Annotated in this window: 16 protein-coding genes; 6 read left to right on the forward strand and 10 right to left on the reverse strand. The window is 43.0% G+C overall.

The genetic code is table 11. From position 1 onward, the window contains the following. Window positions 1-24 precede the first annotated feature (24 nt). The 7 genes from dnaE to AOC03_RS00880 all read right to left on the reverse strand — a co-directional run bounded on the left by dnaE (window position 25) and on the right by AOC03_RS00880 (window position 12,058). On the reverse strand, window positions 25-3,753 hold the full coding sequence (dnaE, locus tag AOC03_RS00850) for a DNA polymerase III subunit alpha (RefSeq protein WP_062533171.1): 3,729 nt from the start codon (window positions 3,751-3,753) through the stop codon (window positions 25-27). 378 nt (window positions 3,754-4,131) lie between these two features. Next, window positions 4,132-5,391, reverse strand: a complete 1,260-nt coding sequence (locus tag AOC03_RS00855) for an NAD(P)/FAD-dependent oxidoreductase (protein WP_062533172.1) — start codon at window positions 5,389-5,391, stop codon at window positions 4,132-4,134. A gap of 141 nt (window positions 5,392-5,532) precedes the next feature. Continuing rightward, window positions 5,533-6,981 carry an alanine/glycine:cation symporter family protein gene (locus AOC03_RS00860; RefSeq protein WP_062533173.1) on the reverse strand — a complete coding sequence of 483 codons (1,449 nt, stop codon included), beginning with the start codon at window positions 6,979-6,981 and terminating at the stop codon, window positions 5,533-5,535. 122 nt (window positions 6,982-7,103) lie between these two features. Next, window positions 7,104-8,588: an aldehyde dehydrogenase gene (locus AOC03_RS00865; protein WP_062533174.1), complete on the reverse strand. Its 1,485-nt coding sequence runs from the start codon at window positions 8,586-8,588 to the stop codon at window positions 7,104-7,106. A 151-nt stretch (window positions 8,589-8,739) separates the two neighbouring features. Beyond that, a complete protein-coding gene (gene dapA, locus AOC03_RS00870; protein ID WP_062533175.1) occupies window positions 8,740-9,603 on the reverse strand; it encodes a 4-hydroxy-tetrahydrodipicolinate synthase in 864 nt (287 codons plus the stop codon). A 122-nt stretch (window positions 9,604-9,725) separates the two neighbouring features. Then, window positions 9,726-10,979 carry an NAD(P)/FAD-dependent oxidoreductase gene (locus AOC03_RS00875; RefSeq protein WP_062533176.1) on the reverse strand — a complete coding sequence of 418 codons (1,254 nt, stop codon included), beginning with the start codon at window positions 10,977-10,979 and terminating at the stop codon, window positions 9,726-9,728. 89 nt (window positions 10,980-11,068) lie between these two features. Then, on the reverse strand, window positions 11,069-12,058 hold the full coding sequence (locus AOC03_RS00880) for a proline racemase family protein (RefSeq protein ID WP_062533177.1): 990 nt from the start codon (window positions 12,056-12,058) through the stop codon (window positions 11,069-11,071). Between the two features lie 375 nt (window positions 12,059-12,433). On the opposite strand from AOC03_RS00880, the gene AOC03_RS00885 reads away from it, so the two are divergent. Continuing rightward, entirely contained in the window at window positions 12,434-13,240 is an 807-nt protein-coding gene (locus tag AOC03_RS00885; RefSeq protein WP_062533178.1) for an AraC family transcriptional regulator, read from the forward strand. 3 nt (window positions 13,241-13,243) lie between these two features. On the opposite strand, the gene ggt is transcribed toward AOC03_RS00885, so the two are convergent. Next, on the reverse strand, window positions 13,244-15,214 hold the full coding sequence (ggt, locus tag AOC03_RS00890; RefSeq protein ID WP_084785725.1) for a gamma-glutamyltransferase: 1,971 nt from the start codon (window positions 15,212-15,214) through the stop codon (window positions 13,244-13,246). A gap of 233 nt (window positions 15,215-15,447) precedes the next feature. On the opposite strand from ggt, the gene AOC03_RS00895 reads away from it, so the two are divergent. Both AOC03_RS00895 and AOC03_RS00900 read left to right on the forward strand, forming a co-directional pair. Then, complete coding sequence (locus tag AOC03_RS00895) at window positions 15,448-17,361, forward strand: hypothetical protein (RefSeq protein WP_062533179.1); 1,914 nt, start codon at window positions 15,448-15,450, stop codon at window positions 17,359-17,361. Between the two features lie 81 nt (window positions 17,362-17,442). Then, a complete protein-coding gene (locus AOC03_RS00900) occupies window positions 17,443-19,161 on the forward strand; it encodes a hypothetical protein (RefSeq protein ID WP_062533180.1) in 1,719 nt (572 codons plus the stop codon). 111 nt (window positions 19,162-19,272) lie between these two features. On the opposite strand, the gene AOC03_RS00905 is transcribed toward AOC03_RS00900, so the two are convergent. Continuing rightward, a complete protein-coding gene (locus AOC03_RS00905) occupies window positions 19,273-19,767 on the reverse strand; it encodes a Spy/CpxP family protein refolding chaperone (RefSeq protein WP_062533181.1) in 495 nt (164 codons plus the stop codon). Window positions 19,768-20,034: 267 nt separating this feature from the next. On the opposite strand from AOC03_RS00905, the gene AOC03_RS00910 reads away from it, so the two are divergent. Together AOC03_RS00910 and AOC03_RS00915 are read left to right on the forward strand one after the other, a co-directional pair. Next, window positions 20,035-20,721 carry a response regulator transcription factor gene (locus AOC03_RS00910; protein ID WP_062536324.1) on the forward strand — a complete coding sequence of 229 codons (687 nt, stop codon included), beginning with the start codon at window positions 20,035-20,037 and terminating at the stop codon, window positions 20,719-20,721. Beyond that, on the forward strand, window positions 20,721-22,412 hold the full coding sequence (locus AOC03_RS00915) for a sensor histidine kinase (RefSeq protein WP_227514255.1): 1,692 nt from the start codon (window positions 20,721-20,723) through the stop codon (window positions 22,410-22,412). The genes AOC03_RS00910 and AOC03_RS00915 overlap by 1 nt, the downstream gene beginning before the upstream one ends. Before the next feature lie 27 nt (window positions 22,413-22,439). Here the strand turns inward: AOC03_RS00915 and AOC03_RS00920 are convergent, their stop codons facing one another. Then, on the reverse strand, window positions 22,440-23,165 hold the full coding sequence (locus AOC03_RS00920; RefSeq protein ID WP_062533182.1) for a GntR family transcriptional regulator: 726 nt from the start codon (window positions 23,163-23,165) through the stop codon (window positions 22,440-22,442). A gap of 146 nt (window positions 23,166-23,311) precedes the next feature. On the opposite strand from AOC03_RS00920, the gene AOC03_RS00925 reads away from it, so the two are divergent. Then, window positions 23,312-24,601, forward strand: a complete 1,290-nt coding sequence (locus AOC03_RS00925; RefSeq protein ID WP_062533183.1) for an SLC13 family permease — start codon at window positions 23,312-23,314, stop codon at window positions 24,599-24,601. Window positions 24,602-24,614: the final 13 nt, after the last annotated feature.

The raw sequence follows: 24,614 nt of genomic DNA on the forward strand, positions 1-24,614 counted from the left end.
TGTAAAATGGGTGGGTGTAATCAATCAGCTGTAATGAAAATGTAAGTTCTCTACGCTAATCATATTCTTTAACTGTTGTAGATTATCATCATTAGGATAGATGCGCCAATGTTCAGACAGTCCGACATTGGCAATACCGTAATCCTCATACACACTCAGCCCGAGTGGGGTACAGTTGTCGTTGATTGAGGCGTCTGTATTACTCAGCGCATTATTGGCATAGCCTTGCTCAATATTGCTTTGACTGACAGTATATTGATGCATATCTTTTTCTAATGCTAATAAATCATTACCATCTTCATCGTACAAACTGCCACCAGCAGTATTATCATAATAATCGTTAGCGCTGCCATTGCCATTACTTTGCTCGTCCTGATCGTTGTCAAACGCTAGGCGCGGTGCCGGTATTAAGTCCGCTTGTGCTGATTTAAGTAGGGGCTGTAAGCGCGTGAGCAAATTAATATCATGACCATGAATTTTGATGCTGATTTTTTTGAGCCAACGCAGGCGTGCATCGACGATGGTCAGAGCATTATCAAGACGGGCGAACAGACGACCATCGCGTTCACGGATACTGCCTTTAATAATGACCACTTCATCAATTTTTAGCTGCTCTTTGACGCGATTAAAGCGCTCAGCGTAACAGCTAACTTCCAGTCTTGAGGTACCATCATCTAAGATAATGACGTTACGATTACCAAAGTTTGCGATGTCGATAATTAAGCCCGCAAAATAGCAGCTACCGTTATAGCCCGTATCCGCCAGTTTATCTAAGCGTGCGCCTGAAGTATAACGCTTCAGTTCTTCTAGATATTCATTAATCGGATGACCCGTTAAGTATAATCCTAAAGTATTCTTTTCGGCTTTTAGGCGGTGTTTATCACCCCAAATCAGCTTTGGCGTCATGACTAGAGGAGGCGCCGCAACGACACCGTCCATTTCACCAAATAAATCCATCATACCGATTTCTTTATTTTGGCGGTCTTGCTCAGCCGCCTGCACCGCGCTTGGCAGCTGGCTCATTAATGCGCCACGAATCTCGTATGCTTCGTCGCTTGGTAAGTCAGGACGCAAGGTTGCGGCAAAGTCATCAAAACACCCTGCATTTACTAATGCTTCAAGCGTACGCTTATTCACTTTTTTGATATCAACACGACGGCAAAAGTCATATAAATCTTTAAAATATCCGTCACGACGACGCGCCTCAACGATAGATTCAACCGCACCTTCACCCACGCCCTTAATAGCACCCAAACCATAAATAATATTGGTCGGCTGATCCGCAACAAAGTGCCATTCACTACGATTCACCGATGGATTAACCACGGTTAAACCGAAGTTTTCACGGCAATCGTTAATAAAGAACACCACATTATCCGTATTATTCATATCGGATGTTAATACTGCCGCCATAAATTCAGCAGGGTAGTACTGTTTTAAATAAGCCGTTTGATAAGCAAGCACACCATAAGCAGCAGAATGTGAGCGGTTAAAACCGTAGCCGGCAAACTTTTCCATCAAATCAAACACGCCACCTGAGGTAGCTTCATCAATACCTTGCTCAGTGGCACCAGTGACGAAAATATCACGCTGCTTCGCCATCTCTTCAGGTTTCTTTTTACCCATAGCGCGGCGAAGCATATCCGCGCCGCCCAAGCTATAACCCGCCATTACCTGCGAGATTTGCATGACCTGTTCTTGATAAACAATAACGCCGTTGGTATTTTCTAAAATTGGTTCAAGATTGGGATGGTCATAAATGACTTCCTCGCGACCGTGCTTACGGTCGATATACATCTCTACCATACCGGCATCGAGTGGACCGGGGCGATACAGCGCACACATGGCGATAACATCTTCAATATTGGTTGGCTGCAACTTAGCAAGGTATTTTTTCATACCCATACTTTCTAGCTGAAATACCGCGGTCGTTTTGGCATCTTGCAAGAGCTTATAGGCATTAGCGTCATCTAATGGCAAATCTTCTAATACCAATTCAGCCACACCTTCTTTCGCGCGGCGCTGATTGATATTTTTGACCGCTGCACTGATTACCGTTAAGTTACGCAAGCCCAAAAAGTCAAACTTTACTAGACCAACGGCTTCGACGTCATCTTTGTCAAACTGACTGACGCGGTGACCGTCATCGTCACAATAAATAGCGCTAAAATCAGTAATTCTGTGTGGCGCAATCAATACACCGCCCGCATGTTTACCGACGTTTCGGCAAATACCTTCAAGCTTAATCGCCATCTCCCAAATCTCAATGGCATCTTCATAATCCATATTGTCAGGGTTGGAGATTAAGTCTTTAAGCTGTGGTTCTTGTTCAAGTGCTTGACTGAGCGTAATCCCCGGTGTTTTAGGAATGAGCTTCGACATTTTACTGGCAAGAAAGTAGGATTTACTTTGAGCGCGCGCTACATCTCGTACCACAGCTTTCGCTGCCATTGTACCAAAGGTAATAATTTGCGACACCGCTTCACGACCATAGGTTTGCGCCACATAATCAATAACGCGATCGCGCCCTTCAATACAAAAGTCAATATCAAAGTCGGGCATGGATACCCGTTCAGGGTTTAAAAAGCGCTCGAATAATAAGTCGTAATGGATAGGGTCAAGGTCGGTAATATTGAGCGCATAAGCGACTAGCGAACCTGCACCGGAACCACGACCAGGACCGACTGGTACGCCATTGGCCTTTGCCCAGCGGATAAAATCCATAACAATTAGGAAGTAACCAGGGAAGCCCATTGATAGGATAACCTTCAGCTCATACTCTAAACGCTCATCATATCTTTGGCGTATATCACTCCAATTATCGCTGCGTGCCTCAACTGGGAATAGTTTGTCTAAACGATGTTCAAGCCCGCGCTGCGACTCTAGGCGAAAAAAAGATTCAGTCGTTTCACCTTCAGGTACTGGAAACTCTGGTAAGACGTTAATGCCAAGCGTTAAAGTCACATTACAGCGCGTTGCTAAGCGTAAAGTATTGTCAATAACCTGCGGAATATCAGCAAATAATTGCTGCATTTGCGTTTGAGTTTTTAGGTACTGGGCATCGGAATAAGTTTGTGGACGATTTTGATCAGCAAGTACATAAGAGCCAGCGATACAGACCCGCGCTTCATGGGCATCGAAATCATCTTGCTCTAAAAACCGCACATCGTTATGCGCAATGATAGGGATATGATGCTTAGCACCTGAGTGAATCACTGCCTTAATAAAGGCATCTTCGCCCGTACGATTGGTGCGCTTGATCGCAAAATATAAGCGGTCGCTAAATGCTGCTTGCCACTCTGCAAGCAATTCATCAGCTTTTTCCGGCATTGAGCCAACCAATGCTTGCCCAACATCAGACTTTTCAGTAAATAAGACTATGACGCCTGCGGCATGCTCTAAAATATGGCTACGTTTAATAACAGGAGTACCATGGTTGACAGGATCAGCACGACCTTCGGTAAAGCCAAGCGACACGATACGGGTAATATTTTGATATCCCTCATTATCCATCGCCAGCAGAGTTAAGCGTGTGTCTTCATTGTCCATAATGACTTCGCTGCCGATAATGGGCTTAATACCGGCACCTAAGCAAGCACGATAGAATTTTACCGTGGCATAAAGGTTGGATAAATCTGTCAATGCAAGGGCGCGTTGATTGTCAGCCGCTGCTGCTTTAACCAATGGCTTGATGCGCACGATAGAATCGGTAATCGAATATTCGCTGTGAATGCCGAGGTGTACAAATGCCATAGAGAACTCTTACTGATTAAATCAAAAAGGAGGGTAAGACGTTAAGACAAGGATGTAAATATAGAAATCTACTATCTAATAATTCATGGATTATTAGGCTACCTAAACAAAAAATAAGGCATTGATAGCCTTATTTTTAATCTTTATCTTAGGTGGTAATCATAGCATTATTTAGCCTCTACAGCCACTTATTCAGTGACGTAAGTATGGTTAGTTTAGCTACATAATAAATGGCATAGAAATAATATTTACTGAAAATAAGAGTGGTTCTATAGCAGGTTTAAGCAGATCGTTACCTTGTTAAGATATAAAAGGTATTAAAAAAGCCCTTTATATCATAACAATATAGAAGGCTTTTTTGATACTAACAATAATAACTCAATGAGATTTTTTACTAAAACGATCAAGCTTATAAGCTTTAGGGTCAATAGTGTGTGGATCGTCAAAATAGTACTCTGCAGTCATCCGTGCACTTACGACTGATTGAGTCAAACCTAAATGATGATGACCAAAGTTTAAAAACACTCGCCCGATTCTATCAATGACTGGCAAAGAATCCACTGTCGTTGGTCTAAAGCCCATCCACGGCACACTATCATCGGTATTTAATGGTGTTTTTAGCATGGGTTGTGCATGTTGCAATAGCTTGTGTGCGCGCTGCATATTAGGCGGTGCGTCAAGCCCTGCGTATTCCACTGTGCCCGCTAGGCGTAAGCCACCTTCCATAGGAGTCATAATAAAATGCCGATCCAAACTCGATACCGACATGTTTAAGCGCTTGCTCTCATGCGGCAGCATTAAATGATAACCGCGCTCGGTATCCAATGGCACTTTAACGCCCGTAAGTTGTTTGGCTAATGCTTTTGAGTAAGCGCCTGCTGATAGGACAACTTTAGAGGCAATAATATCGCCGTGGTTAGTCTTTAAGTGAATACCGTCCTCGCTTGGCACAGCTTCAAGCACGCGGCAATGCTCAATGATATGACCTCCAAGCTGCCTAAAGGTGTTAGCAAGACTATCGTGAATGGCTTGCAGATTGGTAAAATGTCCAGTCTCGGAGAAATATAGAGCATCGAGTTTACTGTTGTCCAAGGCGGGCTCATACTCTGCAATACCTTCTTTGGTTAGCAGATGATTGACCACCCCAACATCATTAAGACGTTTACCATAATCGGTTAGTATCTTGAGATTAGTGGGGTGCTCTATGGTTAATAGTGAGCCGCTGGTATGCACCCACTGATTTAGCTGAAATTGAGTTGCAAAGTTTTGCCATGCCTCTAAGCTGCTTTGATTTAGGCTTAATATCGCCTTATGAATACGGTCAAAAGGCTCAGAGCGCATATTTAACAAGAGCTGTAGCGCCCACGGCATCAAACGTGGAAGATAGCGCCAATCTAGCCGTAGCGGTCCAGTAGGATTAAGCAGCATGGCGGGAATATGACGTAACATGCTAGCGTCAGCAACGGGGAATACCTGCTCGGTTGCTAAATGTCCTGCGTTACCTGATGAGGTACCCTTACATATCTCATTGGCTTCGAGTAGGCATACCTTTACCCCACGCGCCTGTAGCGTTACCGCCGTCGTTAAACCAATAATACCACCACCAATAATGTGTATATCGAATTCTTGAGTATTCATAAGTGCTCTCAACAGGCTAGTATAAATGAGGTTAATAGGTTTCGATGGGCTATAATATGTCTTATAAGTGCAAGCTCTTGGTGTCATAGTAAAAGTAAGGATTTTTATTTATTAAAGTATCAGAAATAATCCAGTTACTATTTAGCGCTTATCATACTTATCACTATATTCTATCCAAAAATCAGCATTGTCAACACCGGCTTTCCTTGGGTCGAATACAGGATTGAGCCCTAATTTCATTTGCTCATCATAGTCTTTTAACACTTTTAATGCGGTTTTGCTGAGTAATAAGATAGCAATGAAGTTCAAATAACACATACTACCGAAACCAATGTCGCCTAGCGCCCACATCATACCTATCGACTGTATGCTGCCGCTAAAGCAGACGATTAAAAATACTATTTTTAATAAAGGTTTTAATACTGGATAGCGAAGTTTACTATCAAGATAAACCAACGTGGTTTCAGCGATATAGTAATAAGCAATCAAACAAGTGAAAGCAAATAAGAAGATGGCAATCGCAACGAAACCGCTGCCGTATTGGCTAAATACAGTTGATACCGCTGCTTGTGTAAATGCAGTTCCCGCTTCAATACCGGGCAGATTTTCGACTAAGGTTAAGCCTTCTGTAGGAATGACGTTATACATACCCGTAGATAAAATCATGAGTGCAGTTGCCGTACAGACGACAACCGTATCGATATAGATAGAAAAGCTTTGTACCAAGCCTTGTTTGGCAGGGTGTGAGACTTCTGCGGCAGCTGAGCTGAAAGTCGCTTCGCCTGCGCCCGCAACGTTTGAAAAGACCGCACGGCGTACACCCCAAGAAATGGCTAAACCAATAATACCGCCGAATACGGCATCCATACCAAAGGCGCTTTTGAAAATCAAGGCGAACATAGCAGGCAAGTTTGAGGCATTAAAGGCTAAAACGATGACCATCATTAAGATATAACCAATCGCCATAAATGGTACAACGGTACTGGCGAAGCTGGCAATACGTTTGATTCCGCCAAAGATAATAATGGCGAGCATGGCAACGACAATCAGGCCCGTTATAACAGGGGGAATATTGAAAGCGGTATTGAAAGAATCAGCGATAGTGTTGGCTTGTACGCCCGGTACTAACACCCCATAAGATAGGCAAGTTACTGAAGCGACGATAATCGCAAATGGCTTCATCTTCAGTCCACGCTCGATATAAAATGGCGAGCCACCGCGGTATTGGTCATCTACGTTGTGCTTATAGACCTGAGCAAGGGTAGATTCAATAAAGGCACTCGCACCGCCAAGTAAACCCATGACGACCATCCAAAACACAGCGCCCGGTCCACCTGCTGCAATGGCAGTGGCAACCCCTGCAATATTACCAACGCCAATTCGACCCGATAATGCCATGCAAAACGCTTGGAATGAGCTAATGCCTTGGTCAGACTGTTGTTTGTCAAATAACAGTCTGACCATCTCTTTGAGGTAGCGGAACTGGACACCGCGTGTCATGACCGTAAAGTAAATACCCACTCCAAGTGCTAAATAAACTAACGCATCGCTCCATATATAGCCGACAATGGTATTAATAATCGCTTCCATAACCTACTTCCTTGTAAGTGTGTGACTAAAAACGTAATCCATCTAAGCGGTTGGCTACCTATCTATCATTTCATCAAGTATCAGTACATCATGATATAAAAGGTAGCCGTTGCAAAAATCGCTTAGTTCACCAACCAGATGGTTTTGGTTTGCGTGTATTGTGATAAGGCTTCAAGTCCATTATCACGACCACCGAATCCTGATTGTTTATAGCCACCAAATGGTGTGGTAATGTCACCTTCCGAAAAACCATTAATAGATACCGTACCTGCTTTAATCGCTGAACCAACTTTATAAGCGCGCTTGATGTTTTGCGTATAAAAAGAGGCGGCTAAGCCAAATTCAGTATCATTAGCCAGTGCGATGGCTTCTTCATCTGTCTCAAAACTGGTCACTGCAAGCAAGGGACCAAAGACTTCTTCTTTAAACAGGGTCATATCGGGCGTGACATTATCAAAAATAGTCGGCTCGATATACCAGCCACTACCTAAGTTAGTATGAATTTTGCCACCTGCCACTAAAGTTGCGCCTTCTGCTTTTGCGGTCTCTAAATAATGGCAAACTTTTTCGAAATGTGCTTTTTCAATCATCGGACCAATAGCGGTTTCGACATCATAAGGTGAGCCGACTTTCCAACCTTTTAATCCTTCTTTAAGCTTATTGAGGAGGCTTTCTTTTTGGCTGCTGTGTACCAATAAGCGTGAGCCACAACTACAGTTTTCACTCATGTTCCAAAAAGCGGCAGACAAGATGTCGTTAATCACAGCATCGTCTAACACCGCATCATCAAATATCACTTGTGGGCTTTTGCCACCGCATTCTAAGACGATTTCTTTGAGATTGCTTTGAGCGGAATATTGTAAAAATAGGCGACCCACTTCTATTGAGCCCGTGAATGACACCATGTCGATATCCATGTGACGACCTATAGCAGCGCCAATAGTTTTGCCCGTACCACAAATTAGCTGTAATGCTTCTTTAGGCACGCCTGCTTCATAAGCCAATTCGGTTAAGCGATAAGCAGATAATGAGGTTAAGGCGGCAGGTTTAACAATGACGGAATTGCCCATCATTAAGGCTGGCGCTACTTTCCACGCGTACATTTGTGCAGGGAAGTTCCATGGCAGTACGGCACCGACTACGCCAATAGGTTCTTGGATAATCAGTCCTAAAGCGGCGCTACCAGTAGGGGCAACTTTACCAAATACTTTATCAGCGGCTTCGGCATACCACTCGAAAGTTTCAATGGTTGCGGGTATATCAGTGTTTAAGCATTCGGTAATCGGTTTACCGGCATCGACACAATCTAACGCTGCAAGTTCTTCTGCATGTTCATGCATGAGGGCGCACCAGCGCTGCATGATGGTTTTACGCTCGCTAGGGGCTAAGCGTCGCCATGTGCCATTTTCAAAACCGTCACGTGCAGCTTTCACGGCAGCATCGACGTCTTCGGCAGTCCCTGCAGCAATTTGACCGATAAGGGTGTTATCAATAGGGGTGTGATTGTCTAATGTCGCCTCGGATTGAGGGTCAGCAACTGTTAATTGACCTGCCCATAATTTTTGTTGTTTGGCTTGTTCAAATACTTGCTCTTTAGTGATGCTCATTTTTGTATCCTTATAATAAGTAGGGTGATGCCATACTGACGTAGCGCTTGTTCATATATTGATTGATATATTCATTTTTAATGGCTTGCGTCAGTATTTGCTCACTAGATATTCGTTGTATTTGCTTGCGTTGTATCTGCTTGCACTGCTATTAAGAAAGCAGGGCTAAAAACTCTGCTTTTTCGTCCGCTGGCATGTCAGTCAAGGGGACACGTACTGAGCCGACATTGATGCTGCCTTTTAGACAACCGGCTTTGGCTTTTTGGTTATAATTGCCAGATTCCATAGAATGGATAGCAGGATAGATTTTGCTCATGATATGTTTGGCTTTGTCCCAGTCACCTTCTTGAGTGGCATTAAAGAGGGCGACTTGTTCTTCTGGAAAGACGTTAGCGGCACCAGCAATCCAGCTTTTTGCGCCCCAAAAGAAGAAGTCAACCGGTTGATCGTCACAGCCACAAACCACCTCAAAGTTATCAAAATTCGCTTGCAGCATGCGTAGCGCATGACTAAAGTCGCCGCTGCTTTCTTTAACGCCCACGATATTAGGATGCTTGGCTAGATGTGCTACCGTGTCAAACTCGATACTCACGCCAACACGAGCAGGGAAGTTGTACATGATAATAGGCAGCTCACTTGCATCCGCGACTTTTTCAAAATGCGCGATGATACCGTCTTGCTCAGGTAAGCTATAAGGTGGTGCAGATAGCATTAAGCCGTCATAACCTAAAGTTTTGGCTTGCTCGGCAAGTTTGATAGAGTGATCAGTTGATAAGTTATTGATACCAGCGATAAGGGTCACTTTACCTTTGGCCGCATTAGCGATGGTGGTTAGCACGAGTTCACGCTCTGCGTCTGAAAAGGTGTAGTATTCGCCCGTAGTTCCGCAGGCGACAATACCAGTCACGCCTTTGTCAATAAACGCCTCTACTAGCGTGGTTAAGGTGTCAGTGTCGACATCGCCATGGTTGTCAAAAGGGGTAACGATTGGGACTAAAATTCCATTTATATTCATGAGACTATCCTTAGTTATTGATGAATTGATTATTGATGATTTCATTCATAGTGATTCAAAGTTGAATCGCTGGTTTTATTTACTTCGCTGGCTTTCTTGACATAGCGTCATACGATTGCGTATCACGATTTTTTAAAACGGTTTAATCGGTAAGGTGTCGGGTCGATAGCATGTGGCTCATTAAAATAATATTCAGCAATCATCTGCGCACTGACTACTGCTTGCGTTAAGCCTAAATGCTGATGCCCAAAGTTTAAAAATACGCGACCGATGTTATCGATGACAGGTAATGAGTCTGCGGTTGAAGGACGAAATCCCATCCACGGCACGCTATCTGTGGCATCTAACGTTGCTTTAAGCATTGGCTGCGCCAGTGGCAAGAGCATTTGTGCACGTCGCATATTGGCAGGGGCATCTAATCCGGCATACTCTACCGTCCCTGCTAAACGTAGCCCATCTTGCATCGGAGTCATAATGAAGCGCCGATCCATACTTGATACCGGTATATGTAAACGTTTGCTTTCATGAGGGAGCATCAAGTGATAGCCACGCTCAGTATCTAAGGGCACGCTCACACCAGTCAGTTGCTTGGCAAGTGCTTTTGAATGCGCGCCTGCAGATAGCATCACCTTATTTGCCGTCATCTCACCTTGACTGGTGGTCAGAAGAACCCCGTCTGTATCGAGCGTGGCTTCAAGCACACGGCAATGTTCAATGATATGACCGCCCAGTTGTCGAAAGGTATTGCTAAGCTGACTGATGATGGCTTTTAAATTCGTAACGTGACCGGTATCAGGAAAAAACAACGCATTCAGCTGATTGTCTTGCAAGGCAGGTTCACGTTCTTGCAATGCCTCTTTACTCAATAACTCATTTGCTACGCCAATGTCGTTAAGACGGTTGCCATGAGTGATTAAAGGCTCGATGCTGACTTGTTTTTCAACGGTTAATAAGGAGCCTTCTACCTGTACCCAATCATTAAGCTGCCACTCATTTGCAAACCCTTGCCACGCTTCGATACTGCTTTGGTTCAGGTTTAAGATGGCTTGATGAATACGGGCAAACGGCTCAGGGCGCATATTCATTAATAATTGGATTGCCCAGGGCATCAAGCGTGGTAAGTAGCGCCAATCTAGCCGTAACGGACCTGCGGGATTAAATAACATCGCTGGGAGATGACGTAAGATACTGGCATCAGCGATGGGAAACACTTGTTCGGTTGCTAAATGACCCGCATTACCAAATGAGGCGCTTTGACCCACTTCGTTGGCATCAAGCAGCGCTACTTTTACTCCCCGCGCTTGCAACGTTACCGCCGTCGCTAGACCGATAATACCGCCACCAATAATATGTAAGTCGAAGTCTTGTGTGCTCATAAGTGCTCTCAATAATTCATATTTACTTCAACATAGGTACTAAAAATAGACAGATACTATATTTTTCAGTGCTGTAAATTTAGCTCGCCTTATAAAGTAGCTATGCCCCACTTAAAAGGATCGTTATCTTGTACAATTAAGCGGGTTTCTGCACAGACATAAGCATGACCACAAATTGTTGGAATAATGGTATTGTCAGGATAGGCGCCCATTTGGTCGAGCTGGCTTGGCGTTGCGTATTGATAACTGCCGGTAAAGGAGCTGCCAACCACGCCTTGTTGGTGCCATAAGTGCTCAGGTGCTAATTTATTATCAGCGGCTAAGCAGGCAAGTTTGGCGCTAGTGCCCGTACCACAAGGTGAGCGGTCATAAGCAGCGCCCGGACATAACACAAAGTTTTTGCTATCAATGTTAGCTTCTGTGCTATCGGCAAACAGCTCAATGTGATCAATTTCGCCGCCGTCTTTCCCAGTGATATTGCCTGCGACTAAAGCTTGTTTAATCTGGATACATACTTGCGTCAGCGCCTCGACATTATTGGCGGCAATATCTTGTCCATGCTCACTTACCAAAAAGAACCAGTTGCCACCCCATGCGATGTCACCGCGAATAACGCCAAGCTCAGGAACATTAACCTCAACTTCTTTTTTATAACGATAAGAAGGCACGTTTTGTACGCTGCAGCTGCCGTCGTCACGCAAAGTAGTTTTGACTAATCCTACTGGCGTCTCTAACCAATGCTCGCCTGCAGTTATTTTTTGTTGATACGCCAAAGATATAATGACGCCGATGGTGCCATGACCACACATGCCAAGATAGCCGGCGTTATTGAAAAAAATAACTCCTGCAGTGGCTTTAGGGTCGGTGGCAGATAACAGTAAGGCACCAACAAGAACATCATTGCCACGAGGTTCTAAAATGATACTTTGGCGTAGATGATCAAAGTGTTGTTTGAAGTAGTGCAACTTGTCTTGAATGGTGTCACCAACAAGCGCAGGAAAGCCGTCGTAGACCATACGAGTGGGCTCGCCACCGGTATGCGAATCTATAATCTCAAAGTTATATAGTGTAGAAGCCATGACCGACATCCTAATTCATCCGTGTAAAAGGTACATTCCATTGTCATTCATCAGACCGGATATCTTACTAACTACTTAATATCTAATACGTCATAGCCAGTACTGAATATCTAAGGTCTGTATATAGATTGGACTTTTTTAAATGCATCGTCTTGCTGTTTTTTTGGTAAAGAATGCGCATTTCTGCACAGTCGATACTTAAATTAGCGAATGTTTTAATGAGAAGGTACGAAGGATTAGTAGCGTACCGCGAATAAATAGGGAATAAAAAAGAGGGGAGTAGCCTATAATTTAGGTATGCTTGATGGGAGCATGCCACGAGATACGATATTAAGAGTGACAAAAATAGAAGGTAAGAAAGTGAAAGGAAATGATATGTTTAATAATGCTATAGAAGAAAAAAAACTGGCGGCCGTACTACAGCAGAGTCTAGATAATTATTATCCAGACAATAGTGCTGCATTTATTGGTAGTATTTCACTATTATTACCGCTACTTGATACCTTGAGTAATGTGGTGTTTTTTGTAAAAGATGAGCAGGCACGTTATCAACTTGCTAATAAAACGTTATTAAAACGCTGCAAGTTGAGTAAACATGCAGATATTGTGGGTTTTACCTCAGAGCAGGTTTTTGCTCACCGTCAAGGTAAAGACTATGTGTTGCAGGATTTAAAAGTGATTCAGGAAGGCAAGGTGATTGTTGATAATCTGGAGCTACACAGTTACGCATCAGGGAAGCTTGGCTGGTGCCTGACCAATAAATTGCCTATTTATAATATCCATAAGCAAATTATCGCGATGGTGGGTATCTCGGTCGATATTGATGAAGATAATGAGCGCATTTTACGTAAACACGCGCGTTTGGCTGAAGTAGCGCAATTTGTAAGAGATAATCTAGATCAAAAAATTAATATTACTGAGTTAGCGGAATTGGCTAATTTGAGCTTGTCGCAGTTAGAGCGCACCTTTAAAGCGGTACTGAATATGTCGCCTTTACAGTTTGTGCAAAAACTGCGACTGGAATATGCCATTAAATTATTAGCCATGCCTGAGATATCGATTACTCAGATTTCATTGAACTGCGGCTATGGCGATCATAGTGCCTTTAGCCGTCAGTTCAAACAATTCACAGGTATGTCGCCCACGCAATTCCGCCAAGCGCATTTGTCACCGGTTATCTGACACCTAATACCCAACTACTGCGGCATCGACAATACGCGGGTCTGACGCGCCATAGACACCATTTGGCGTCAACATTATGGATTGCGTTGAACCCATGGCTTCTTGCGGACTGACTTTATGACCCATTGATTCAAGCTTTCTAATCGTATCAATGTTCAGTGCTTTTTCGATACGAATTTCATCAGGTAACCATTGGTCATGAATACGCGGTGCATGAGTCGCTTCAGCAATATTCATGTCGTGGTCAATGACGTTGGAGATGATTTGGGTGACGGTGGTAATAATACGGCTACCGCCAGGGCTGCCCGTTACGATATAGGGCTTACTGTCTTTAAACACTAAGGTTGGGCTCATAGAAGACAAAGGACGTTTGCCACCTTCCACGTCATTCGCTTCGCCACCAAGTAGACCATAACCATTGGGCACACCTGGTTTTGCGGAAAAGTCATCCATTTCGTTATTGAGTAAAACACCTGTACCTTCAGCGACCAATCCGGTGCCATAAGAGAAGTTTAAGGTATAAGTATTCGCTACCGCGTTACCGTCTTTATCGACAATTGAGAAATGCGTGGTTTGGTCGCTCTCATAGGGTAGAGGATTATTAGCTTTAATGGTCGCAGCGGGCGTGGCTTTGTTTGGATTGATTAAGTTGCGTAATTTATCGGCATAAGGACGAGCAGTCAGACCTTTTACTGGCACGTCAATAAAGTCTGAATCTCCCAAATATTCTGCGCGGTCAGCATAAGCAAGTTGCATCGCTTCTGCCATTAAATGGATGGTTTGTGCGCTGTTTTGCCCGTAGTCTTTTAACGGGTAACCTTCTAAAATATTTAAAATCTGCACAATATGAATACCGCCAGAGGACGGAGGTGGCATAGAGACGATTTCATAACCACGATAGTTACCTTTCACTGGCTCGCGTGCAATAGCTTGATAATTCGCCAAATCTTGCAAGCTCATATTGCCGCCCGCTTCATTGACCGCTTTCACCAGTTTACGCGCGGTTTCCCCTTTATAAAATCCGTCAGTACCTTGAGCAGCAATCAACTTAAGTGAGCGAGCAAGCTCAGGTTGCTTTAAACGCTCACCGGGTTGATAAGTGCTGCCATTGGGTTTAAAGAATATTTTTTTGGTACTGGGCCATTTTTGCATGCGCTCACTGAGTGCCTCTAACGACTCGGTCAAGCCCGGGGTGACGACAATACCTTTTTCCGCCAACGCAATCGCGGGTGCCATGACCTTGCCGCGACTCATCGTACCGTGCTCATCTAACGCTTTAAGCAGTCCAGCAACCGTTCCTGGTACACCAACTGCCAAGCCGTGATAGCGTGATAAGTCACTCACTGCATTGCCGTCTTTATCGAGATACATATCTCGCGTCGCGCTGCTTGGTGCTTTTTCACGATAATCGAGTGCTATCGTTTTTCCTTGTTTGGCATCATAAATCATCATAAATCCGCCACCGCCAATATTGCCGGCACGAGGTAGGGTGACAGCTAAGGCAAAGCCAACCGCAACGGCAGCATCGACAGCATTACCGCCTTGCTTAAGGATTTGTAATCCGATATCAGAGGCAATGGCTTCTTGGCTTGCTACCATACCGTTTTTTGCCCATAACGGATGCTCAATAGCATCACTTGAATAAATGGCAAGGTCAGCTTTAGCCGCTTTTTTAGTGACGGTGGTATTGGGCGCTTGTTGTAGCCTATTAGGCGTGGCACGAGTGACGCGCTTCGTTTCCGACAGTACGGTCGGCGTATCTGTCATAATCGCTAGATTGATGGCGCTAGTATTTATTGAGCTGTTGTTTATTGAGCCGTTATTGATGGTGCTTTTAGTGGGTTCAAGGGCATGAGCGGATACGGAGACTAAAAACGTGCTGCTGATTAATAGTATAGCGGCTTTTATTTTCGCTTTATTTTGCGGATTATTAAGATGAGCATTTTGTTGAATTTTAGATATTGAGTTGTGCATCGCAAAGTCCTTTTTACGAGTGGGAAAGGGGTCGAGCATTAATACTCAGTAAATAGTAACGAAAATAATGCTCAATGGACAGCTACTTATCAACTTTTGTTATAAACCGTTTGAACGCGTGGAAGCTTTTATAAAACCCTACCTATTAATTACTCATTTGTAACCTTTTGTGCTATAAATAACATCTTGTTCAAATTTTCTCCATATATTATCAGTCGACTATAGGGATTTCTATGTCACCATTCACTTCTAATCAACGTGGTTTACAGCATCGGTCTCAGGTAGAAGCGAACATACGCAAACGAAAATCTACCGCAGGTTATGCGCTGTTGCTCAGTAGCGTTTCTGTGGCATTAATAGGCTGTCAGTCTAGTAGCCACCTATCTTCTACGGCTGGTACGCCTCAACCACTTATTGATTTTGATACTGCTGATGGTGCGCAAAGCCAAGCCCAAGGTCGTGCGTTTCATGCCCGTTTGAACGCCAATAGTGACCAGTATCAGCAATTATTCGATAGCACTACCTATCCAGATAATGACATGCAAGCCAAGCAACGCTTATTGGCTGCTATTCGTCAACATTTGGCGACTGAGCATGTTGCTGTCGCGCACGCCAGTTATCATGCCGTCCCTTTTATTAAGGCAGATAGTATTGACGCCGGTTCTAGTGGTTTATTGAGGACGTTAATTAACTTATATGCTTATAAAAATGCAGATAGTGCCGATGATGATAATAATGACTATGATGTGGACTCGGATGCGGAAGCGGTTGTGGCGTCAGTAGCAGCGGACGACAGTACAGATGCTGAACTTATAGAGAATAATGACGATGTTTTTGATGAAGACGGCTTTAATCAAGCGGGCTATGACGAGTCTGGTTACGACCAATATGGCTATGATAAAGACGGCTACAATGAGTATGGTAACCAAAAAGAAGAGGAATATAATGGTGGGCGCGGTGGTCTACTGTCAGGTATAAGAGGGCTGAACCCAAAAGAGTTGCTCAATGATTATGAAGCCATGCATACTAAACAGCAGCAAGCTGCTAATCAAAAAGAGGCAACAGCAGAGTCTGATTCTTCAGGCGCTGTCAGTCAAATATTAAGTATGTTCAGTCGCACTCCTGAGCAAATTGAAGCCATGAACACCTATCAATATCAATACCTTTCTATTAATAGTGTTACTCAGTATCAACCGCAGAACAAGCGTATTCAAAGCGTTTATAGCTATGATTATCTAGCACCAACCATCACGTCATCCATCCAACTGCCTATTGCACTTGATTTTAATAACAGCCGCGTGATTATCGACCCTTCTGCATTGATGCCAATTATGGCAATTGCCAGTCCGGAGGATACACCATTACCCACACAGATGGCAGCCCATACCGTCGGCTTTGGCTTACCTGAGACCATAACCTCGCAAATCCCCGTAGCGGTGATTTATGATGCAGCTATTAATGCAGTACAAAACAGCATGGCGGAGCTTGCACCGGATTATTTCAGTGCCGTTGATATTAGTGGTGATAAATTTGCCAAAGAGGTTGGCGCCACGCAAGCGGTAAAAGTATATTTTGGCAGTCGGCAAAGTGGTGAACTCATCGGTAAAGTGTTTAAATATGTGTCGCGTTCGCTACAAGACTATGTCGATGCCAATCCAGAAAAATACCCTGAAGATGCGGCATTAAAAACCGCCATCACTAAGATTGCGCACTATAATAAAGGCTATCAAAGTGCCGATGTTGGCTCATTATTACAGCTTATAGAAGCCATTGGTCCTATCTCTTTTAATCATACCAATTACTATTATCTTGATCATTCAGACCGTCTACTAGCCAAGCAGCAACGTGTCAATGTTGGCGGGGATCTTTTGGGATCAAAAACCACGGTTATCAATCAAACGCGCTACGACAACGCAAGTTTCAACAAGCATCCTTTAGCGCCATTGCTTGCGCAATCTTTTGGGGCTAATGCGCCACCTGCGATTGATGGTAATGCCTTGATTAGGAAAATACAGCAGCAAACCCAGCGTTTACAGCAGGCGCGTGAGGCACGTTATGAGTATGATGAAAAATATAATCTGAATGAAAACTACGATGACAGTTACAATAATAATAGCAATGACACTCTTGATATTGAGGATGAGTAAGATAGATTTTTAGCACTCAGTAATCACCCAATAAATATCACCTGTCAGATTTAAGATACTGCTGTTCAAGGATAAAATAATATGAAAACTGCGCCCAAATTGTCATCATTAGTCAGCACCAAAACCGTATTGGCAAGCTCATTATTAGCCGCTTCTTTATTGGTGACGGGTTGCCAAACAACCAGCCTAAGCCAATCAAGCACTAGCGCTGCAAGTCAGTCACCTGCTGATGCCAAAAAAATAGTCGTTAGCGCCTTACAGCAACAGCGTCGCCAGTCTTTTAGCTATCATACCAATCTTGAGATTAGTAACGACAAGCAGTTTACCAATGTGGATACCAAGCAACTGGTAGCCTCAGCAAGTGTCGATAGTTATTGTGAAGATAATCATGACCAAGGCTATGCTGCCTTATTGACGCAGTCAGAAGCACAAGGTAAAGATATCTCAGCAAGCGCCTATCAAGCTCAGCGTAACGCGCTTAAGCTCTCTTATGTAGCCTGTGCGCAAGCTTATGAAGCGTGGTCAGATAGTCACTATGATAGTGACGCTGACGCTGTTGCGGCTGACGATGCTAACTATGATGTTAAGCGTACTAACAAAAATGCGGTTATTGTCGTGCCATCGTCGTCACCAACCGCTGACAAGCAAGCAAATCTCAAGCCCGTGTCGCCTTATTATGACAAGATATTTACAGAATACGAGGGCAAAAAAACCAAGCTTGATATCAAAAAAGCGCAATTAATGGATGCTTATTTATTAAAGCCATTATCTCTTAATGCTCAAGGCGTTTATCAACCGCTCGCAGGCAAGTTTACCATGTTGACCAGCGCCCAATATCAGGCGCGCAATAATTACACCAGCATCAATCAGCCCATTTATGTCGATTTAAAAAACGGTACTATCTATCTATGGGCGGATAACTTTGCGTCCATGAACTCAAAAGTGTTGGATGATAAATTAGGAGCAAAATGGCACAATAAATGGCTAAAAATTGCACTTGATGATGGTACATTGCCCAAGGGTTTTGGCAGTGCCGTGATAAAAAGCCACTTTGCTGCCCTTGATGCCTTGTACGAGCAAGCAGCCGTTAGTCGATTTGACGTTATCGCACCGGACACTCTGACTACTTTATTTCCTAAAATACCCCAACAGCAGCTTGCGCCCATGCTACACACGCCAAAAATAATCCGCCGTGTGCAAGATGCTGCAAGCTATGAGCAGTCTTATAAAACCTATATCAACACTTTTCATAAGCTCATTGGTCAGCAATATCCAGATTTGATCGTTAAAAAGACATCTGATGAGGACGATGCACAACGTCCTGGTGCTGAAAAATTTACCAGTAAAATATTGGTACAACACGTATTAATAATGATGAAAAGCGCCATGGATAGCGATCCTAAAACGTCTACATTAACGCCCACTGAGCAAGTCAACACCCGCGCACCAATACAAGAGCTGTATGGTTTTGACAAGCGCGGTCAGTTGCAATGGCAGCATACGCGTAGTGATTTACCAACCTCAAAGAGTCGCCAAGCTCAACCGAGCGATAGTGTCACGATTGACGTCTTACAGCAGTATTTACCATTACGGACGCAAGATGCCGCGTTTCTTAATTTGCCAAGTGACAGGCAAGTACCCAATGCCAGTAATAGCATAGACTTACGAGATTATAGTAAGGAATTAGCAGCATATTATAAGGCAGGTCATGGCACCGCTATGGGTAAGTTACTTCTTAATATGCTGCCAATTTATAAAAGTATGTACGCTACTCAGGTTGAGATGATGAACGCCGAATAAGTTTACGTTTAAATTTATGTTACTTGAATTAATAAAAAAGCGCATCAGATTCACTGATGCGCTTTTTTTATAGGATATAAATAAGTATTTTCTAGTAAACGGACGCTGTTATTATTTAGCCGCTGCCTTACGGTTTTCCCAATGCTGACGACCTTTAGCCTGTCTTTCGGTTTTTAATTGTGCCATTTTGCTGCGTTGTTCAGGAGTTAATATTTGCGAGATAGCATGTTGGGTTTGTACACGCTCAATAAAGCGTTGTTTGGTTTTTGCGGCTTCCTGATCTGCCAAACGGTTAAGCGTGGTGTTATTCAACGTTTTACTGTCAGTAAGGGTTTGAATCTGCTTCTGCATTTGCTCACGTTCAGCTTTATAGTTACCGGCTTTACCTTTTTGCGCGCCATATTTTTGTTGCATAATGGCTTTGATTTGCGCTTCTTGTGTGGCGGTCAAATTGAGCTGTGCGTATGGATTGTGTGCGCCCGCTCTATGTTGTTGTGTGCTGCTTTGCGCTGCAGTGTCGGTCGCTGGGCTAGCTGCATTAGCACCGGCAGTGATGGCAAATACACTTGATGCGGCAATGATTGTGCTCATTAATAATTTTTTCATTATTTTTCCTTAAATTATTTTTAAAAGTATGATTTGTGGTCTTAAAAGCGCCATGTTTAAAGCATTTAACAGCGATGTCACTGACTGCTATAAAACAATACTCGCTGTCGATAGAAACTATAATAGAGCAGACTGACGTTACGAACATTTATGAAACATTAAGAAAGGTAACGTTTGTAGCGCCTTGTCTTGTGCTTGGCGGATAATAGAAATATAACGTGCGTAAAAATGAAGCGCTTAACCGTATTTAATGATAAAGGAGTTGAGATGCCCAATATTCTGCTTGGTGATGATGACGAGGAATTGACGCAGTTATTACAAGAATATCTGCATAATCACGGTATCAACTGTGAGTGTGTCCATGATGGAGAGGCGGTCATACGAAGACTGAAAGCAACAACGAATGATGCCATTACTTATGATTTATTGGTACTCGATATCATGATGCCAAAAATGGATGGCTTGAGTGTGCTGCGTCAACTGCCAAGTATCAGTGATATTCCCGTTATCATGCTCACTGCTAAAGGTGAAGAGATTGACCGTATTATTGGTTTAGAGCTTGGTGCTGATGATTATATTACCAAGCCTTGTAATCCGCGCGAGTTGCTGGCACGTATTAATGCCGTGATTAAACGTACCAACGCAGCTTCTTCAGAGCACACGCCATTACCTGACAGTCGTTTGCAACTGGATCAAACTCAGCGTATTTGTCAGATAGATGGCATCGAGCTACAAGTAACGGGTACGGAGTTTGATTTATTAGTGGCGTTGTTAAGACAAAAGGGGGAAGTGGTTAGTAAAGCTTGGCTGTCAGAACATGTGCTGCAACGTGAGCTGCAACCCTTTGATCGTAGTCTTGATGTGCATGTCTCGCGTCTTAGAAAAAAACTTCAACCTTTTCATGATGAGCCTATTAAAGCCATTCGTGGCAAGGGCTATCAGCTGGTACTGTAATGACTGACATGACTAACATGAATGACTCAGCAATGGAAAACACCGCTTCCTTAATAAAAAAACCGCATTTGACCATATTCTGGCAACTGTTTTTAGGATTGTTGTTCATGATTCTAATTACTTCTACGTTATCCATTATAGGGGAGCGCTGGCTCAATGAACAAGAACTGGCAACACGCATGGACAGTCAAATCGAGACCTTATTATCTAAGCGCGAATTATTAGTTACAGCGCTACAAGCAGGCGATATGGACAGCGTCAAGAGCATGTACGCAGATGACCGTCGACTCATGAATCAGATTAGGATATACGATGAACAAGGCTCGATAATTTATCCTAAATATCGTTATCGAGAAGAGCGACGTACTGATAACCAAATAATCGAGCCATCAATATCAGCGCAGTCAGGTGACCTCGGCTTTGATAAGGCAGATGTTGATAATAAAGCTTCTGACAACCGTTTTGATAAAAGCAGTTTCGATAATCGTTTTGATAAAAGTGAAACGGATTATAGTAAATATAGTAATAAGGAACGTTCTAGCAAGAATCCTTATGATATATACAGCTTAAGTGCTGACGATTCAAATGCTAAACCTTCGCTACTTGATGATATTTTTCAGCCTATGCCTGCGCATAAAGCCATTGCCGATGTGGACAGTCGCCCTGAACTGGCTGAAGTAACCGTGACATTGCCCAATGGTAAAACCGCCATTATTCAGCTGCGTCCCCATCTCCTATTTAAAGATGTCCTAGAGCTACAACGGGGACATTTTACTTTACGCTTAGCTCTTATCTTGCTATTTAGTATTTTAGTCTGCTTTTGGCTCAGCCGTACGATGACCAAGCGTATTTTGCGTGTGCAACACAGCATACATCGGATGTTGGTTGGTGATTATCAAGCCAATCCTGATTTATCAAAGCTCGGTAGAGATGAGCTGGGACTACTCGCCAAAGATGTGGCGCAGTTATCGACACGCTTAGCTGACAGCGAGCTATCACGTAAACAAATGTTGAGTGATATCTCTCATGAATTGCGTTCCCCACTGGCGCGGCTTGATGTCGCAACTGAGCTGACTCGAGATTTCGCTCCCAATGCTAGTCGTTATCTGGATCGTATTGATAAAGAATCTGCGCGTATGAATGAGTTGATTGAACAAATTATTCGTATTCAATCATTGCAGATGCAGCAGTATGCGATGAATGATTTGGAGCGTGAGAGTGTAAATATTCCTGAGATTATCAGTGAGATTGGGCAAGATGTTTGTTTTGAATTTCATCATAAAAATGTTTGTTGGCAATGGCAGCCGCCAACATTAAATTACTCCGTACTTGGGAATCAAGACCAGCTACATAGCGCGTTTGAGAATGTCATTCGTAATGCGTTTATGCACACATCGCCTGATTCAACGGTTACGGTTGAGCTAAAGCAAATACAGATAGATAAAGTAACAGACGGTATTCAAATTAGCATTATCGATGAAGGCGGCGGCGTCGCGAATAAAGACTTAGAGCGCATATTCCAGCCTTTTGTTCGCCTAGATTCCGCTCGCCATCGGCAAACAGGTGGTTATGGTCTAGGACTTGCTATCGTCCATGCGGTGGTAATGGCGCATAAAGGTCAGCTAAATGTACACAATCGTCAAGATGGTATTAAAGGTCTGGTAGTGCAGATAGTGTTGCCTATTGAGTAATTTGATTATTAATTTCAGTTATGAGTTTCAGTTAATACTAATCTCATAACTGAAATGTTCTGCTAAACCATAGGATTCTCGATATTCAATCGGCTCGCCATTTAGATTTTTGGCAATTCGGCATACTTTGACTAAGGGTTCATGCTCACTATTTTTTAAATAATAGTCTGCATGATCTTTGATAAAGAATAGTGTTTCTGTGGCTGAAAAAACAAATTGACCACATTTTTTATAATAAAAAGGATATAGAAGACTGCCAAATTCATTAGAGTCTAGTGTTATTAGTGGCTCAAAGCGGCTTTTAGGTAACCATATTTTTTCGCTAACAATTATCTTATCATTGATGATACGAACACGTTCTAGGTAAATTAACGTCGCATTTTTATCTTGTTTTAACTTTTCGTTGATATGCTCAAGTGCGGGTATTTCTGCTATTTTCTTGATAACCCCTATTGGCGTGACGTAGGCTGAATCTTTGTCGCGAAACTTAAAAAATCGTGATAATGAATGCTCAAAATTAGGCTGTTTTAAAAATGTTCCTTTTCCCTGTTGCTTGAATAAAATACCATCTTCTACCAATTTTTCGACAGCCTTACGCACTGTGCCGACAGAGACTTCATAACGCTCGGCAAGTTCTTGTTCAGTAGGTAAGGGGGTGGTTTTATCCCATCTGCCTTCTGTCAGTAATTTTTGGATTTGCCAGCGCACTTGTTCGTAACGGGGCACTTTATATTTTTGCAATGTCTCTATCATTTTTAGCCCCACTCTCATCTAGACCATAAAAACTATTTGACAATATTAGCATGATGCCTTCTAATAATAAAATAAATTCATATATATGTTTATACCTTTATATGTAATTAAGTCTTTACTCGAATAGTCGAGGTCAAGGAGCAGACATGACTTTTTATATTCTCGCCGCCATCGTAGTTTCTATTGTGTTGGGCTATAAGACAAAAATTAATATCGGCTTTTTTGCTATTGTATTTTCATATCTAATAGGCTGCTTCGTGATGGGGCTCAAAACCTCAGAAGTGATTGAGTTATGGCCTATCAAGATATTCTTTATTATCTTTTCCGTGACTTTATTTTATAACTTTGCCTTGGCGAATGGGGCATTAGAAAAATTATGTAATCAGTTGCTGTATCGGTGTCGAAAATTTCCCTCGTTATTACCTCTCGCTATCTTTTTTGTTGCCACTATTATTTCTGGCTTGGGCGCAGGATATTATACGGTGCTTGCCTTTATGGCTCCGATGACCCTGTTATTGTGTGAAAAAACCAAAATGAATGTCGTCATTGCGGTATTGGCGGTGAACTATGGGGCACTGGCGGGGGCGAATTTTATGACCTCGCAAAGTGGTATCATTTTTAGAGGATTAATGGATACCGCAAACATAGCCAGCGATACGGCTTTTACCTATTCTTCCGGTATTTTTGCGGCGACTTTTTTAATTCCTATCGTCGTGTTGGGTATCTATAGCGTTATTAATGCGAAACGTAACCAGATACAGATTGAATCGATTCTGCCTGAGCCATTAGATAGTAAGCAAAAAAAATCGATTATTCTTATTTTTACGATGATGACAATTGTGTTGATTGTACCTATTTTAAATATCATCATGCCGCAAAACCAAACGATTGATTTTTTGAATGCGCGTATTGATATCGGTTTTATTGCCATATTTTTTGCGTTAATCAGCTTATTTCTAAAGCTTGGTGATGAAAAAAAGGTGATTGCTTTAGTACCTTGGAATACCTTAATTATGATTTGCGGTGTGGGAATGCTTATCAGTCTTGGGGTGAAAGCAGGGGTGATTAATGAGCTAACAGAATGGCTCAGCACCAATGTACCCGTTTGGTTACTGCCGATTTTAGTATTTATTATCAGTGCTATTATGTCCGTATTTGCGAGTACACTTGGGGTGGTCGCGCCGGCTTTATTTCCTATCGTACCAGCATTGGCGGTCGCTTCTGGTCTGAATCCTTTGTTATTATTCATCTGTATTATTGTCGGTGCACAAAGCTCTTCTATCTCGCCATTTTCTTCAGGAGGCAGCTTGATATTAGGCTCATCTCCAGCAAGTATGGATAAAGATAAACTGTTAAATGCGTTATTATTTAAAGCCGTACCGATCGGCATCGTTGCAGGATTGATTGCTACTATCATTATTCAGTTAATATTCTAACGCTTACTTTGAA

The organism is Psychrobacter urativorans, from assembly GCF_001298525.1.
Lineage (GTDB): Bacteria > Pseudomonadota > Gammaproteobacteria > Pseudomonadales > Moraxellaceae > Psychrobacter > Psychrobacter urativorans_A.